Source organism: Arthrobacter sp. 10T425 (assembly GCF_056393985.1).
In genome coordinates this window covers 1-14688 of the sequence record NZ_JBFTGZ010000020.1, presented here as the reverse complement: position 1 = coordinate 14688, position 14688 = coordinate 1, and the positions used below count along the sequence as shown (strand labels likewise).

General features: G+C 66.6%; 7 protein-coding genes. 5 read left to right on the top strand and 2 right to left on the bottom strand.

Translation table 11 applies throughout. The annotated features are described in order from the left end of the window. Window positions 1–481: 481 nt before the first annotated feature. Window positions 482–1285, bottom strand: coding sequence for a carbon-nitrogen hydrolase family protein (locus AC1DDH_RS18740; RefSeq protein WP_476956050.1), 804 nt, complete (start codon window positions 1283–1285; stop codon window positions 482–484). Window positions 1286–1400: 115 nt separating this feature from the next. Here AC1DDH_RS18740 and glgX point away from each other — a divergent pair, with 115 nt between their 5' ends. Next, a complete protein-coding gene (gene glgX, locus AC1DDH_RS18735; RefSeq protein WP_476858130.1) occupies window positions 1401–3515 on the top strand; it encodes a glycogen debranching protein GlgX in 2115 nt (704 codons plus the stop codon). 22 nt (window positions 3516–3537) lie between these two features. Further along, window positions 3538–3894, top strand: coding sequence for a barstar family protein (locus AC1DDH_RS18730; protein WP_079552073.1), 357 nt, complete (start codon window positions 3538–3540; stop codon window positions 3892–3894). A 45-nt stretch (window positions 3895–3939) separates the two neighbouring features. Here the strand turns inward: AC1DDH_RS18730 and glgP are convergent, their stop codons facing one another. Continuing rightward, a complete protein-coding gene (gene glgP, locus AC1DDH_RS18725) occupies window positions 3940–6558 on the bottom strand; it encodes an alpha-glucan family phosphorylase (RefSeq protein ID WP_476850584.1) in 2619 nt (872 codons plus the stop codon). Between the two features lie 151 nt (window positions 6559–6709). Here glgP and AC1DDH_RS18720 point away from each other — a divergent pair, with 151 nt between their 5' ends. The 3 genes from AC1DDH_RS18720 to AC1DDH_RS18710 are packed head-to-tail and all read left to right on the top strand — an operon-like array spanning window position 6710 to window position 14311. Beyond that, the gene (locus tag AC1DDH_RS18720; protein ID WP_476858129.1) at window positions 6710–8782 is read left to right on the top strand and encodes an alpha-1,4-glucan--maltose-1-phosphate maltosyltransferase; all 2073 of its coding nucleotides are present in this window, start codon (window positions 6710–6712) and stop codon (window positions 8780–8782) included. A gap of 5 nt (window positions 8783–8787) precedes the next feature. Next, window positions 8788–10584 carry a maltose alpha-D-glucosyltransferase gene (treS, locus tag AC1DDH_RS18715; protein ID WP_476956049.1) on the top strand — a complete coding sequence of 599 codons (1797 nt, stop codon included), beginning with the start codon at window positions 8788–8790 and terminating at the stop codon, window positions 10582–10584. A 1-nt stretch (window position 10585) separates the two neighbouring features. Beyond that, window positions 10586–14311 (top strand): 1,4-alpha-glucan branching enzyme, encoded by a 3726-nt coding sequence (locus AC1DDH_RS18710; RefSeq protein WP_476956048.1) that lies wholly within the window; start codon window positions 10586–10588, stop codon window positions 14309–14311. Window positions 14312–14688: the final 377 nt, after the last annotated feature.

Sequence of the window (14688 nt, the reverse complement as noted above, 5' to 3'; positions counted from 1 at the left end):
GCTTAGACACCTCCCTGCACCTCGTGCGGCCGCTAGCGGCCTTACTCGGTTCCGGTCGGCGATGCGCTCCTTAGCAAAACTCCGGTCCCGGCGATGAGCCTCGCCAACTTTTCGCGGCAAACGGCAAAACGCTCTCTCACACCTTGTGGGGGAGCGTTTCCTGTTAAGCCGAGAACGGCCACAGGCAACGCGGGGTCAGATCGCGCCCATCCGAGGCTCCAAAATGGGCGCGAAGTGACCCCGCGTTGTTGTTGGGAACACTCGCCTCTTCGTCTCTGCCGTTCATGTGAAGCAGCCCGGCGGTTGGTGACCCAATATCGAGCGGGCGGCGGTGTCTTGCTAAGGAGCGCATCGCCGACCAGAGCTTTCGGAGGCCGCCCGCGGCCGGAGGAAGCGTCGGGAGGTGTCTAAGCGACGGCAAGACGCCGTTGCACGCGGCGGGTGACCACAACCAGAAACCTTGGCCTAGAAGATCAGATACTTAGAACCTGTGGCGGTTGGCTAGGACCGGGAGTTTGGTGCGGGCTTCCTGGACGGCGGCGGTGTCGAGGTCGGCGAACAGCAGGCCGGGGACGCCGTCGAGTTCTTCGAGGACGTCGCCCATGGGGGAGACCACCACGGAGTGCCCGACGCCGGTGGGGGCGGAACCCTTGACCGGGTGACCCACGCTGGCGGGGTCGCCCTGGCCGCAGGCGAGGACCAGGGTGGTGGAGTCCAGGGCGCGGGCTCGGGCCAGGAGCTTCCACTGCTCGGCCTTGCCGGGGCCCGAGCCCCAGGAGGCGCACACAATGTTGACGTCGGCGCCGCGGTCCGCGTTTTCCGTGAACAGGTCCGGGAAGCGGACGTCGTAGCACGTGGCGAGGCCAAACGTCACGCCGTCGAGCTCGAAGGTGACGGGGGAGGTGCCGGCGTCGACCGTGTCCGACTCGGCGAAACCGAAAGCATCGAACAGGTGGATCTTGTCGTAGCTGGCCTCGAGGCCGCGGCCGGTGACCAGCAGGGTGTTGCGCACCTTGGCGCCGTTGCCGGCGGTGCCGGGAGTGAACATGCCGGCGACGATCACGATGCCCAGCTCCGCGGCGAGGGCGCGGACGCGGGATGCCCACGGGCCGTCCAGCGGCTCGGCGATATCCAGGAGCGAATTGCCGAAGGCCCGCATGGTGGCTTCCGGGAACACCACCAGGTCCGCGCCGCCGGCCTTGGCCTGGCGCGCGTAGGCGTCCACGAGGTCCAGGTTTGCGGCCACGTCACGGCCGGTAATGATTTGGGCTAGTGCAACGCGCACAATTACCTCCAACTCGGCGCTCCATTACAGTATGCAGTGCGGCGGTCCGTACACTGCAAAACGTCATGAAAACGAAAACGGGGGCCATTTGTCTGGCCCGGCTAAGCTTTAAGCAATGGTTATGTCTTACATAGATACCGCTTCCACCGTAGACGCTTCGCGGGCGTTTCCGCTGGGGATCAGCGTTCCACATACCGGGTCGCCGGCAGTGGACGATCCCCGGGGCGCGTTCGCCAACGTGGCCGTCTACGCGCCCGGCGTAACCACGCTGGAGATCGAATATCAGGCGCCCGGGGGAACCTGGCAGGTGAAGACACTGCCCAACGTCACCGACGGCGTCCACCACGGAATTGTTGAGGGCATTCCCGCCGGCTCGCGCTATGGCTTCCGGTCCTCCCCGGAACACGAGGCCCTCCCGCTGTCCATGCCCGCCACGAATTTCGATGCCGTCGGCGAGCAGCCGTTGCTGATGGACCCCTACGGCCGGGCCGTCGACGAACGCGAGGGGCTGATCACCAGCGTCCGGGTCGGCAACGATTTCGACTGGGGTCTGGACCGCAGCCCGCGGGTCCCGTGGCGCAACACGATCGTCTACGAGGCCCACGTCCGGGGCCAGACGAAGCTGCACCCGGACATTCCGGAGGACCTGCAGGGGACGTACGCCGGGATGGCCCACCCGGCCATGATCGAGCACCTGATCTCGCTGGGCGTCACGGCGGTCCAGCTCCTGCCCGTGCATTTCCACGTGGACGAGCCGCACCTGCAGCAGCTCGGGCTAACGAACTACTGGGGCTACAACACGGCCGCATTCTTCGCCCCGCATCCGGGCTACGCCACCGAGGCCGCCCAGGCCGCCGGCGCCCACGCGGTCCAGGACGAGTTCAAGGGCATGGTCAAGTTGCTGCATGCCGCCGGGCTCGAGGTCATCCTCGACGTCGTGTACAACCACACCGCCGAGGGCGGCACGGACGGTCCCACCCTGAGCTTCCGCGGCCTGGGCGAGATGCAGTACTACCGCAACGACGGCCACGGCAGGTACGTGGACACGACCGGCTGCGGCAACAGCCTGAACTTCGGCGAACCCCGCGTCGTACAGCTGGTGCTGGATTCCCTGCGCTACTGGGTGAGCGAGTTCCACATCGACGGGTTCCGCTTCGACCTCGCCGTCACGCTGTGCCGTAACAGCGCCAACGAATTCGATCCGCGGCACCCCTTCCTCGTCGCCGTCGGAGCCGATCCGGTCCTGTCCGGCGTCAAGCTGATTTCCGAACCCTGGGACGTGGGCTACGGCGGCTGGCAGACCGGCCGGTTTCCCGCCGGGTGGGTGGACTGGAACGATCATTTCCGCGACGCCGTCCGCAGCTTCTGGCTCGCCGACCGCGCAGCGATCGACGGCGGCGGCAGCGGCGGCCCGGTGGCCCGCCTCGCGGACGCCCTCTCTGGTTCCGCCCGGCTGTTCGAGTCCTCGGGCCGGTCCCGGCTCGCCTCGCTGAACCTGATCACGGCCCACGATGGCTTCACCCTGGCCGACCTGACGGCCTACGACCGCAAGCACAACGAGGCCAACGGCGAGCAGAACCGGGACGGCCACGGCGATAACCGCAGCTACAACCACGGTTTCGAGGGCCCCACTGAAGACGGCGAGATCCTCGCCCGGCGCGCCCAAAGCAGGCGGAACCTGATGGCCTGCCTGATGATTTCCCAGGGCGTACCCATGATCACCGCCGGGGACGAGATCTGCCGGACCCAGCAGGGGAACAACAACGCCTACTGCCAGGACAATGCACTGACCTGGATCGACTGGACCAGCACCACGGAATCCCATGCGATGCTGCGCACCACCAAGCGCGTCATCCGGCTGCGCAAGGAGTTTCTGGCCAGCCAGCCGCATGATTACCCGGCGCGTGACAACCAGTCCTACTTCCATTGGTTCGATGTGGACGGCCAGCCCATGTCCGCCGACACGTGGCATGACCCCGGCCACCGGGTGATCCAGCTCCTGCTCGGGTCCGACGACGGGCACGTCGACGGCCTCGTGGTGGTCAACGGCGGCGCCGACGACGTCAAGGTCACCCTGCCACGGCTGAGCAACGAGGACGGCACCGGGCACCGGCTCTTCGAACTCCGCGTGACGACGTCCGAACTCCATGACCGGCGTCAGGGCGCCCGCGTCGCCTCCGGTGAGCGCGACCTCGTCCAGGCCAACACGATCAATATCTACCGCACCTAAATAATTCGAGATTAAGGACCCCATGAAGATTTACTCGGCAGAGACCTGGACCATCGAAGAACTCACGGCGCAAATCGGCGACGCCGGCCGGCGCGCCCTGGTTGTCCCCGCCGCCGACACCAAGCAGGCGGTCCTGGACACGTTCGGCGAGCTCCTGGACGTCCCCGAGGACTACGGCACAGACCTGGATGCCCTGCACGATTCGCTGCACGACGTCGCGGATGCCGTGACAGACGACGGCGAGGCCCCTGTCACGTTCATCTGGCAGGTGCCCGCCGCGCTCCGCGCGGACCGCTCCTTCGGCGTCATCTGCGAAACGCTGCAGGACGCCGAAGGCTACGCCGGCAAGAGCCTGGACGTCATCGCCGTCTGCCTCTAAAGAGAGCTAGCACGCCACGCGGTGACGGTCAGGCCGTGGTGACGGTCAGGCGTTGACGATCAGGCCCAGTTCCGCTTTTGAGGCCAGGGCATCGTTCTTGGGGAGCACACGCACGGTGTAGCCGAAGGACCCCGAACGGTCGATCACCAGCGTGCCGCTGAAGAGGTGCCGGCCCTTGCCGAGGTCTTCGGCGGCCTTGAGCTCCGCGACCGTGATGTCCGTCAGCTCGTCGGTGTCCTCGGCCCGGCCGTAGGCCACCTCAACATAGACGTCGTCCGGTGAGAGCTCACGCAGCGCCACGTATGCATTTACCTGCAGCAGATCGCCGATCTGCGGGTCCTCGGAGACCCCCACCGAGTCGACGTGTTCGACCTGGATGTGCGGCCATGCGGCCCGGACCCGTGAGCTCCATGCCGCCAGGGCCTTGGCTTGGGCGTAGTTGTCCGCCACAGCGTGGCGTCCTGCGATCGCGGCGGGCCGGTACAGGACGTTGACGTAGTCCCGGAGCATCCGTTCCGCGGAAACCGCCGGGCCCAGGTGGGACATGGTGTGCTTGATCATCGAAACCCAGTGCGTAGGCACGGCCTGCGGGCCGGGCTGGGACGGTCCGGCAGCGCCCGCGGCGTCGGATACGGTCAGCCCGTAGAACCGCGGCGCCACCTGCGTTTCGAGCAGCTCGTACAGAGCCGCCGCCTCGATGTCGTCGCGTTCCTCCGGGGAGGCGTCGTTGTTGGCGGTCGGGATCGCCCAGCCGTTCTCGCCGTCGTACATCTCATCCCACCAGCCGTCCATGACCGAGAGGTTCAGCGAACCGTTCAGGGCAGCCTTCATGCCGGAGGTACCGCAGGCCTCCAAGGGGCGCAGCGGGTTGTTCAGCCACACATCACAGCCGGGGAACAGGGTCCGGGCCATGGCGATGTCGTAGTTGGGCAGGAACGCGATCCGGTGCCGCACGGCGGGGTCGTCGGTGAACCGGACGAGGTCCTGGATCATCTTCTTGCCGGCATCGTCCGCCGGGTGGGACTTCCCTGCGATGACCAGCTGAATGGGGTGCGTCTTGTGCAGCAGCAGCGCCTTGAGCCGTTCCGGGTCGCGCAGCATCAGGGTCAGCCGCTTGTAGGTCGGCACGCGGCGGGCAAAGCCGATGGTCAGGACGTCCGGGTCCAGGACGGAGTCCGTCCACGCCAGCTCGGCGTCGGCCGCGCCGCGCTTCTTCCACGCGGCCCGGAGCCGGCGCCGGACATCCTCGACCAGGGACACCCGCATCTCGCGCCGCAACGCCCAGAGGTCCTCGTCGGTGACGTTGTAGGCCAGGTCCCACCGGCCCTGCGCCTCCGCCTCGGCACCGAAGTGGTCCCGCGCCAGCGCGGCGATGCGGGGGTCCACCCAAGTGGGGACGTGCACGCCGTTGGTGACGGAGGTGATGGGGATTTCGGAGTGGTCGAAGCCCGGCCAGAGGGCGGAGAACATCCCGCGCGAGACCACGCCGTGCAGTTTGGCCACACCGTTGGCCCGCTGGGCCAGCCGCAGCCCCATCACGGCCATGTTGAACACGAACGGGTTTCCGTCGGCGAAGTCCTCGCGGCCCAGGTCCAGGATCTTGGCCACCGGGACGTCCGGGGCGAGGCCGGCTTCGAAGAAGTGCTGAATCTGGGAGATTTCGAAGCGGTCGATCCCCGCCGGCACCGGCGTGTGGGTGGTGAACACCGTGGACGCCCGCCCGGCGGCCAGGGCCTCCTCCCAGCTCAGCGGCGCCGTGCCGGACATCAATTCCTGGATCCGCTCGACACCGAGGAACCCGGCGTGGCCCTCGTTGGTGTGGAAGACTTCCGGCGCGGGGACACCCGTGAGCCGCTGGAACTCCCGCAGTGCCTTGACCCCGCCCATGCCCAGCAGGAGCTCCTGCTGCAGCCGGTGGTCTCCGCCGCCGCCGTACAGGCGGTCGGTGATGCCGCGGGCAGCCTCGTCGTTGCCCGGAACGTTGGAATCCAGCAGCAGCAGCGGCACACGTCCGACGTCGGCCCGCCACACGTGCGCCAGCAGGCGCCGGCCCTGGGGAAGCGGCAGGGAGATCTGGACCGGTTTGCCGTTGCCATCCGGGGAGGCCTCGCGCAGGAGCGTCAGGGGCAGCCCGTCGGGGTCGAGGACCGGGTACGTTTCCTGCTGCCAGGCGTCCCGGGAGAGCGACTGCTTAAAGTAGCCGGCCTGGTACAGGAGTCCGACGCCGATCAGCGGCACGCCAAGGTCCGAGGCCGCCTTCAGGTGGTCCCCGGCCAGGATGCCAAGGCCGCCCGAGTACTGGGGCAGGACCTCGGTGATGCCGAACTCCGGCGAGAAATAGGCGATGCATGCCGGCGCGCCGTCGCCCAGGCTCTGGTACCAGCGCGGCTGTTCCAGGTACTGGTCGAGGTCATCGGCCGCGGCGTGGACGCGCCGCACCACGTCCTGGTCCGCGGCGAGGCGCTGCAGCTCTTCCCGGCTGACCAGGCCCAGGAAAGTCACGGGGTCGTGGGCGCTCTCCGCCCAGACCCCGGGGTTGAGCCCCTCGAAAAGCTCCCGGGTGGGCGGATGCCAGGACCACCGGAGATTGGTGGCGAGCCGGGCCAGCGGCCGGATCGACTCCGGGAGTACGGTTCGGACGGTAAATCTGCGGATTGCCTTCACCAGCGAAACACTAACGGACAAGTCGTTGCCCCGGAACTGCTTTAAGATTCTTTCCCGTAAATGACGGATATCACTCCGACCAGAACCAGAAACCTCCGGAAAACGTTCGAGGCCTTAGCATTCTGGCCGTTTTGTAGATAACGTCGAGGCTGTGACGAATAACTCGCGAACCAGCGCCGTGTCCAAGCAAAAGCCCAAGGCCCTGATCACGGATGGCCTTCGATTTGGCCGCTTTCCGATCACCGCCGTGCAGCCTTCGGTGGAGGGCGGAAAGTTTCCCGCCAAAGCGGTCGAGGGCCAAACCATTGTCGTGGGAGCCACCGCGTTCCGGGAGGGACACGACCAGCTCGGGGTCAGCGCCGTCCTGCTCGACCCACGCGGCAAAGAGCGGCAGCGGGTCCGCCTCGCCCCGCCGCGCGGACCCCGCGGAATGGGCACGGACCGCTGGGAAGGCCTCCTGACCCCGCCCGCCACTGGCAACTGGTCCTTCGTCATCGAGGCCTGGCACGACCGCTACGGCACCTGGCACCACAACGCCGAGGTCAAGGTGGAGGCCGGCATCGACGTCGAGCTCATGCTGTCCGAAGGTGCCGCCCTGCTGGCCGAAGCCTCCGAAGACGCCTCCCGCCCCTCCGGTGACCGCAGAACGCTGCGGATGGCCGTCGTCGTCCTCTCAGATACGTCCCGGACACCCGAGGAACGCCTCGCCGCCGGCTTCGGCGCCGACGTCGCCGCCGTCGTCGAACGCCAGCCCATCCGCGAACTTGTGACGGTTTCCGAGCCCTACCCGCTGCTGGTGGAGCGAACGCTTGCCGGAGCCGGCGCCTGGTACGAATTCTTCCCCCGCTCCGAAGGTGCCGTGCGCAACCACGACACGGGGGAATGGACCTCCGGCAACTTCCGCACCGCCGCGCAGCGCCTCGACGCCGTCGCCGCCATGGGCTTTGACATCATCTACATGCCGCCGATCCACCCGATCGGCGGCCAGCACCGCAAGGGGCCGAACAACACCTTGATCGCCGGACCGCACGATCCCGGTTCGCCGTGGGCCATCGGATCCCACGAGGGCGGCCACGACGCCATCCACCCGGATCTGGGCACCTTCGAGGACTTCGACGCCTTCGTGGCACGGGCCGGTGAGCTGGGACTCGAGGTGGCCCTGGACCTGGCCCTGCAGGCCGCGCCCGACCACCCGTGGGTGCAAAGCCACCCGGAATGGTTCACCACGCGCGTCGACGGCACTATTGCCTACGCGGAGAATCCGCCAAAGAAATACCAGGACATTTTCCCGCTGAATTTCGACAACGACCCCGCGGGGCTGTCCAACGAAATTCTAAGGATTGTGATGCTCTGGGTCAGCCACGGCGTCAAAGTGTTCCGGGTGGACAATCCGCACACCAAACCCGTCTGGTTCTGGGAATGGCTGATCGGCAAGGTCAATAAGAAGCACCCCGACGTCGTCTTCCTCGCCGAGGCGTTCACCCGCCCGGCCATGATGCACGCTCTTGGCCGGGCAGGCTTCCAGCAGTCCTACACCTACTTCACCTGGCGGAACACCAAGGAAGAACTGGAGACGTACTTCCAGGAGGTCAGCCACGAGTCGGCGGCCTACTTCCGGCCGAACTTCTTCGTCAACACCCCGGACATCCTCACCGAATACCTGCAGTTCGGCGGCCCGGCGGCCTTCAAGATCCGTGCCGCCCTGGCCGCGACGGCAAGCCCCATCTGGGGCGTGTACGCCGGCTTTGAGCTCTACGAACACGTGGCGCGCCCGGGCGCCGAGGAGTACATCGACAACGAGAAGTTTGAGTACAAGGCCCGCGACTGGGACGCGGCGGCAGAATCGGGGCGCACCCTGGCCCCGTACCTGACCCGGCTCAACGGGATCCGGCGCGCGCACCCGGCCCTGGGGGATCTGCAGAACCTGACGGTGCACCAGAGCTCGGACAGCTCCACCGTGGTGTTCTCCAAGCACAAGACCCTCGCGGACGGGACCAAAGACACCCTGATCATCGTCGTCAACGTGGACCCGCACGGCACCCGGGAGAGCACGGTGTCCCTGGACCTGCCGGCGCTGGAACTGGACCCGGAGAACTTCACGCACAACGGCCGTTTCATGGTTGATGACCTGCTGACCGGCGAGAGTTGGGAATGGGGGGAGTACAACTACGTCCGCCTGGACCCGCACGCCGAGCCCGTTCACATTCTTAGCATCCGGAGGTAGTGCCAGTGAGTTTTAGCCCGCAGAACCCGAGCCAGCACTTCAGCCCGAGGGGGAGCTTTGAATTGAATGCCCCGGGCCTCCAACACGATCCCCTCTGGTACCGCAAGGCGGTCTTCTACGAGGTGCTCGTCCGGGGCTTCGCCGACGGCAACGGAGACGGCTCGGGCGACTTCCACGGCCTGATCGAGAAACTGGACTACCTGCAGTGGCTGGGGGTGGACTGCCTATGGCTCCCGCCCTTCTTCCAGTCACCGCTGCGCGACGGCGGCTACGACATCTCGGACTACAACTCCGTGCTGGACGAGTTCGGCACCATCAGCGACTTCAAACGGCTCGTGGCCGAGGCCCATGCCCGCGGCGTCCGGGTGATCATCGACCTTCCGCTGAACCACACCTCCGACCAGCATCCGTGGTTCCAGGAGTCACGCAAGGACCCGGATGGTCCCTTCGGCGACTTCTACGTGTGGAGCGACACGGACGAGAAGTACGAAGACGCCCGCATCATCTTCGTGGACACGGAGGAATCCAACTGGACCTTCGACCCCATCCGCAGGCAGTTCTTCTGGCACCGGTTCTTCAGCCACCAGCCCGACCTGAACTTCGAGAACCCCAAGGTCATTGACGCGCTCTTCGACGTCGTGCGGTTCTGGCTGGACCAGGGCATCGACGGCTTCCGGGCGGACGCCATCCCGTACCTGTTCGAGGAGGAGGGCACCAACTGCGAGAACCTGCCGCAGACCCACGAATTCCTCCGCCAGCTGCGGCGGATGGTCGATGAAAGCTACCCGGGCCGCGTGATCATTGCCGAGGCCAACCAGCCGCCCGCCGAAGTGGTGGAGTATTTCGGCACCGAAGAGGAACCGGAATGCCACATGGCGTTCCACTTCCCGATCATGCCGCGGCTGTACTACGCGCTGCGGGACCAGAAGGCGTCCCCCATCATCGAGACGATGAAGGACACGCCGGACATTCCCGAAGGTGCCCAGTGGGGCACGTTCCTGCGCAACCACGACGAACTGACGCTGGAAATGGTCACCTCCGACGAACGCGCCGCGATGCTCGGCTGGTACGCGCCGGATCCGCGCATGCGCGCCAACATCGGCATCCGGCGCCGGCTGGCCCCGCTGCTGGATAACTCCCGCTCCGAGATCGAGCTGATCAACGCCCTGCTGCTGTCCCTGCCGGGCAGCCCGTTCCTGTACTACGGGGACGAGATCGGCATGGGGGACAACATCTGGCTCGAGGACCGTGACGCGGTCCGCACCCCGATGCAGTGGAACCCGGACCGGAACGCCGGGTTCTCCAGTGCCGACCCGGGCAAGCTGTACCTGCCGGTGATCCAGTCGCTGGTCTACAACTACAGCATGGCGAACGTGGAGGCCGAGGCCGCACATTCGGGGTCCCTGCTGCGCTGGACCCGCCAGATCCTGAGCGTCCGCAAGAACCACCCCGCCTTCGGGCTCGGCGGATTCAAGCATGTGGAGGCTGACCACGACGTCGTCCTCGCCTACCTGCGTGAGCTCCCGGAAGGCAACGTCGCCGGTGAGGACGCCGAGACCATCCTGTGCGCCTTCAACCTCTCACAGCACCCCGTGGCTGCCACGTTGCGGGTGCCGAACTTCGCCGGCCGCGGCCTCCGGGACGTCTTCGGCGGCCAGGCCTTCCCGGCCATCGGCGATGACGGAACGCTGACGCTGACCTTGGGCAGCCACGATTTCTTCTGGTTGCGGATCCGTTCCGCCGCCTCCAACCCGGCATCCCCGTTCACACAGGCGATGCCCGTCCTGTCCATCGAGGGTTGAGATGACGCGACCAGCCCTTGCCCCGGCCTTGAGCGGACTGCTTGGCGCCTGGCTCCCGCGCCAGCGATGGTTCCCTGTCAAGACCGCCGAATTCACCTTCGAACCGGCGGGCGGCCTGCGCCTTGAGACCGCCGCCGGCGGGGCCACGTTCGAGGTGTTGCTGGTCGCGGTGTCCTACCCCACGCCCGGCGGCAGCCGCACCGACGTCGTCCAGGTGCCGCTCAGTTTCCGGCCAGAACCCCTGCCGGGGGCAGAACGCGCGCTGATCGGCGAACTTCCCGGCACCCGCGCTGATGCCGCCCACCAGTGGGTGTACGACGGCGTCCACGACGCCTCCTTCGTCGCCGCCTGGCTGGAGCTCATGCGGCGCGGCGCAACGACGCCGTCGGGCAACGCCACCGGCCACCTGGTGGAGTCCGGCTACCGCCTGCCGTTCGCAACAGGCAAGGTCAAGGTCCTCTCGGGCGAGCAATCGAACAGCTCGGTGATCGTCGACGACGAGGACGGCGGCACAGTCGCCATCGTGAAGTTCTTCCGGGTGCTGTCCGAAGGGCAGAATCCCGAGGTTGAAATCGGTGCGGCGCTGACTGCGGGACACACCGCGGAGGTCCCGGCAACCCTTGGCTGGGTGGCTGGCGAGTGGGAGGTGCCGGCGGCCGCAGCAGGGGCGGAGCCGTCAGATGCCCGCCGTCCCGCCACTGTCCGTCCCGCCTCCGGCGAGCTGGCTGTGGCGCACGAATTCCTCGCCGGCGGACTCGATGCGTGGCGGCTCGCCGTGGACGCGGCCAGCCGGGGGATCGGGTTCGCTGCAGAAGCCCACGCGCTGGGCGCGGCCACGGCCACCGTGCACCGCCGGCTCGCCGAGGCCCTGGGCACAGCCGCCGAATCTGCGCCGGGGCAGGACATCGCGCCGGGAGTAGCCGAGCGCGTCCGTCAGTCCTGGGCCCAGGCCGGCCAGGCTGTCGGGCCTTACGAAGAAGCGCTGAACGGTCTCCTCGGCCGGCTCGAGGGCACCAGCGCAGGCCCGCTCCAGCGTATCCATGGCGACCTCCACCTCGGGCAAATCCTGCAGGTGCCCGGCAGCATGGTCCCGGGCGAGCCGGGGGGCCCCCCGCGCTGGGCCATCCTCGACTTCGAGGGCGAGCCCCTGCGCCCCATCTCCGAGCGCAACTTCCCGGACGTCGCCCTTCGCGACGTAGTCGGCATGCTGCGGTCCTTCGACTACGCCGCCGGAGCCGCCGTCCGCGAAAACCCCGGAGCCGTGGTGCCCGGGACCTGGGTGGATGACTGCGCTGAGGCCTTCCTGGCCGGCTACGCCGACGTCATTCCCGGCAGCATCGACCGCGACTCGCCGCTCTTTGTGGCGCTGTGGCTCGACAAAGCCCTCTACGAAGTCATCTACGAACTAAGGAACAGGCCGGACTGGCTCTCCATCCCGGTGAACGCATCGCGTCGTCTCCTCGGCAGTACAGGTTCCGGCGTCGCCGCCGAAGCCGCAGCGGAAGGTATAAAAATGACAGGATCAGCACGTATCGATCGGCCCGGCACACCACTGCCCGTGGATGGCGAGACCCTTGCAAGGGTCTCCAGCGGCGAACACCACGCGCCCCACTCGGTCCTCGGCGCCCATCTCGATGACCATGGCCATGTCACCATCCGGACGGTCAAGCACCTGGCGGAAGCGGTCTCGGTCGTGACGTCGGCAGGTTCGACGCCCATGACGCACGAATCGAGCGGCGTATGGGTGGCCGTGATGGAGCCGCTCGAGCGCGGCCATGTGCCGGATTACCGGCTCGAGGTGACCTACAAGGACCACGAGCCCCAGGTCATGGACGACCCCTACCGTTACCTGCCAACCGTCGGCGAAGTAGACCTGCACCTGATCGGTGAGGGCCGGCACGAGCGTCTGTGGGATGTCCTCGGCGCGCACGTGCAGCACTACAAGTCCTCGCTTGGCGACGTCGACGGCGTGTCCTTCGCCGTCTGGGCCCCGAACGCCCAGGCAGTGCGCGTCAAGGGCGACTTCAACGGCTGGGACGGCCGCGAACACTCCATGCGCTCCCTCGGTTCCACCGGTGTGTGGGAAGTCTTCATTCCCGGGGTTGTAGCAGGGGCGTGCTACAAATTTGAACTCAGGACCCGGCACGGATACTGGGTGGAAAAAGCGGACCCGCTGGCCTTCGGCACCGAAGTCCCGCCGCTGACGGCATCCCGGGTGGTGGAGCCCTCTTACGTCTTCAAGGATGCCGAGTGGATGCAGGCCCGCGCCGCCCGCGATCCGCACAACTCGGCCATGAGCGTCTACGAGGTCCACCTCGGTTCCTGGAAGGTGGGGCTGGGCTACCGCGAACTGGCCAAGGAGCTCGTGGAATACGTCAAATGGCTCGGCTTCACCCACGTGGAGTTCATGCCTGTGGCCGAGCACCCCTTCGGCGGCTCGTGGGGCTACCAGGTCACCTCGTACTTCGCGCCGACCTCGCGCTTCGGGCACCCGGACGAATTCCGCCACCTCGTTGACGAACTCCACCAAGCCGGCATCGGCGTCCTCCTCGACTGGGTCCCGGCGCACTTTCCCAAGGACGAGTGGGCCCTGGCCCGGTTCGATGGCGAAGCACTGTACGAGCACGCCGATCCGAACCTGGGCGAACACCCGGACTGGGGAACGCTGATCTTCGACTTCGGCCGCAGGGAGGTGCGTAACTTCCTGGTGGCCAACGCCCTGTACTGGCTCGATGAGTTCCACATCGACGGGCTCCGCGTGGACGCCGTCGCCTCCATGCTCTACCTCGACTACTCCCGCGAAGAGGGTCAGTGGCAGCCAAACCGTTTTGGCGGCCGCGAAAACCTGGAAGCGATCTCATTCCTCCAGGAGGTCAACGCCACGGTCTACAAAACCCACCCCGGCGCGGTCATGATTGCCGAAGAATCCACCGCATTCCCGGGCGTCACGGCGCCCACGAGCGGCGGCGGCCTGGGCTTCGGCCTCAAATGGAACATGGGCTGGATGCACGACTCGCTCAAATACATGGCCGAGGACCCGTACAACCGCCGGTGGCACCACGGCACCATCACGTTCTCGATGGTCTACGCCTTCACGGAAAACTTCCTGCTGCCCATCAGCCACGATGAAGTTGTGCACGGCAAGGGCTCCATGCTGCGCAAAATGCCCGGTGACCGGTGGCAGCAGCTGGCAAACCTGCGCGCATTCCTGGGATATCAGTGGGCCCACCCGGGCAAGCAGCTGATCTTCATGGGCACCGAATTCGGCCAGGAAGCGGAGTGGTCGGAGCAGTACGGCCTGGACTGGTGGCTTGCGGACATCCCGGCACACAACGGCATGCAGCTCCTGACCAAGGACCTCAACGAGCTCTACCGTTCCACGCCGGCACTGTACGAGCGGGACAACCAGCCCGAAGGGTTCCAGTGGATCAATGGGGGAGACTCGGACCGCAATGTGCTGACGTTCGTCCGCCGCGACGCCGACGGCAACCCGCTGGTCTGCGCCGTGAACTTCTCCGGCGGGCCGCACACGGACTACCTCCTCGGCGTCCCGGCCGCCGGCGAGTGGCAGGAAGTGCTCAACACCGACGCCGCCAGCTATGGCGGTTCCGGGGTGGAGAACACCGGAACCCTGACCGCGACGAAGGACGGCCTGGATGGACAGCCGGCCATGCTCACCGTCACCCTGCCTCCGCTAGGGGCCGCGTACTTCAAGCCGCTGGGCTAGGCGCAGCGCCCGGACAGGCCTGGCGCGCGTAGGGAAGTGTTTGCGAGAGGCCCGGAATCCCCGTGATTCCGGGCTTTTCTGCACCGTCTTCGGTGCCGCTTTGTCAGCCGGTCCAAGTGGTGGTAGAGTTTATTTCCGCGCTGCTCCCCGGAGTTGAACGGCCACCAAGACCCAGAAGCCTATGGCAAGAATGAGTCTGGATCGCCGATTTGACTAGGGTGAAGCGGCCGGGTAAGTTTGAAAAGTTGCTCCGGAGCGATCCTTGACTGTTTGTTGGTTGTGGTGGTGCCGGGTGTGTCTGTTGTTTGAGAACTCAATAGTGTGCCAAGTTTGTTGATACCAATTTATTGTATTGAATTGGTTGAATTTGCCGGGCC

What these genes read in the sequence shown, in the direction of transcription:
- glgX (WP_476858130.1), top strand. Translation starts at nt 1,401, where the DNA reads ATGGTTATGTCTTACATAGATACCGCTTCCACCGTAGACGCTTCGCGG.
- AC1DDH_RS18730 (WP_079552073.1), top strand. Translation starts at nt 3,538, where the DNA reads ATGAAGATTTACTCGGCAGAGACCTGGACCATCGAAGAACTCACGGCG.
- AC1DDH_RS18710 (WP_476956048.1), top strand. Translation starts at nt 10,586, where the DNA reads ATGACGCGACCAGCCCTTGCCCCGGCCTTGAGCGGACTGCTTGGCGCC.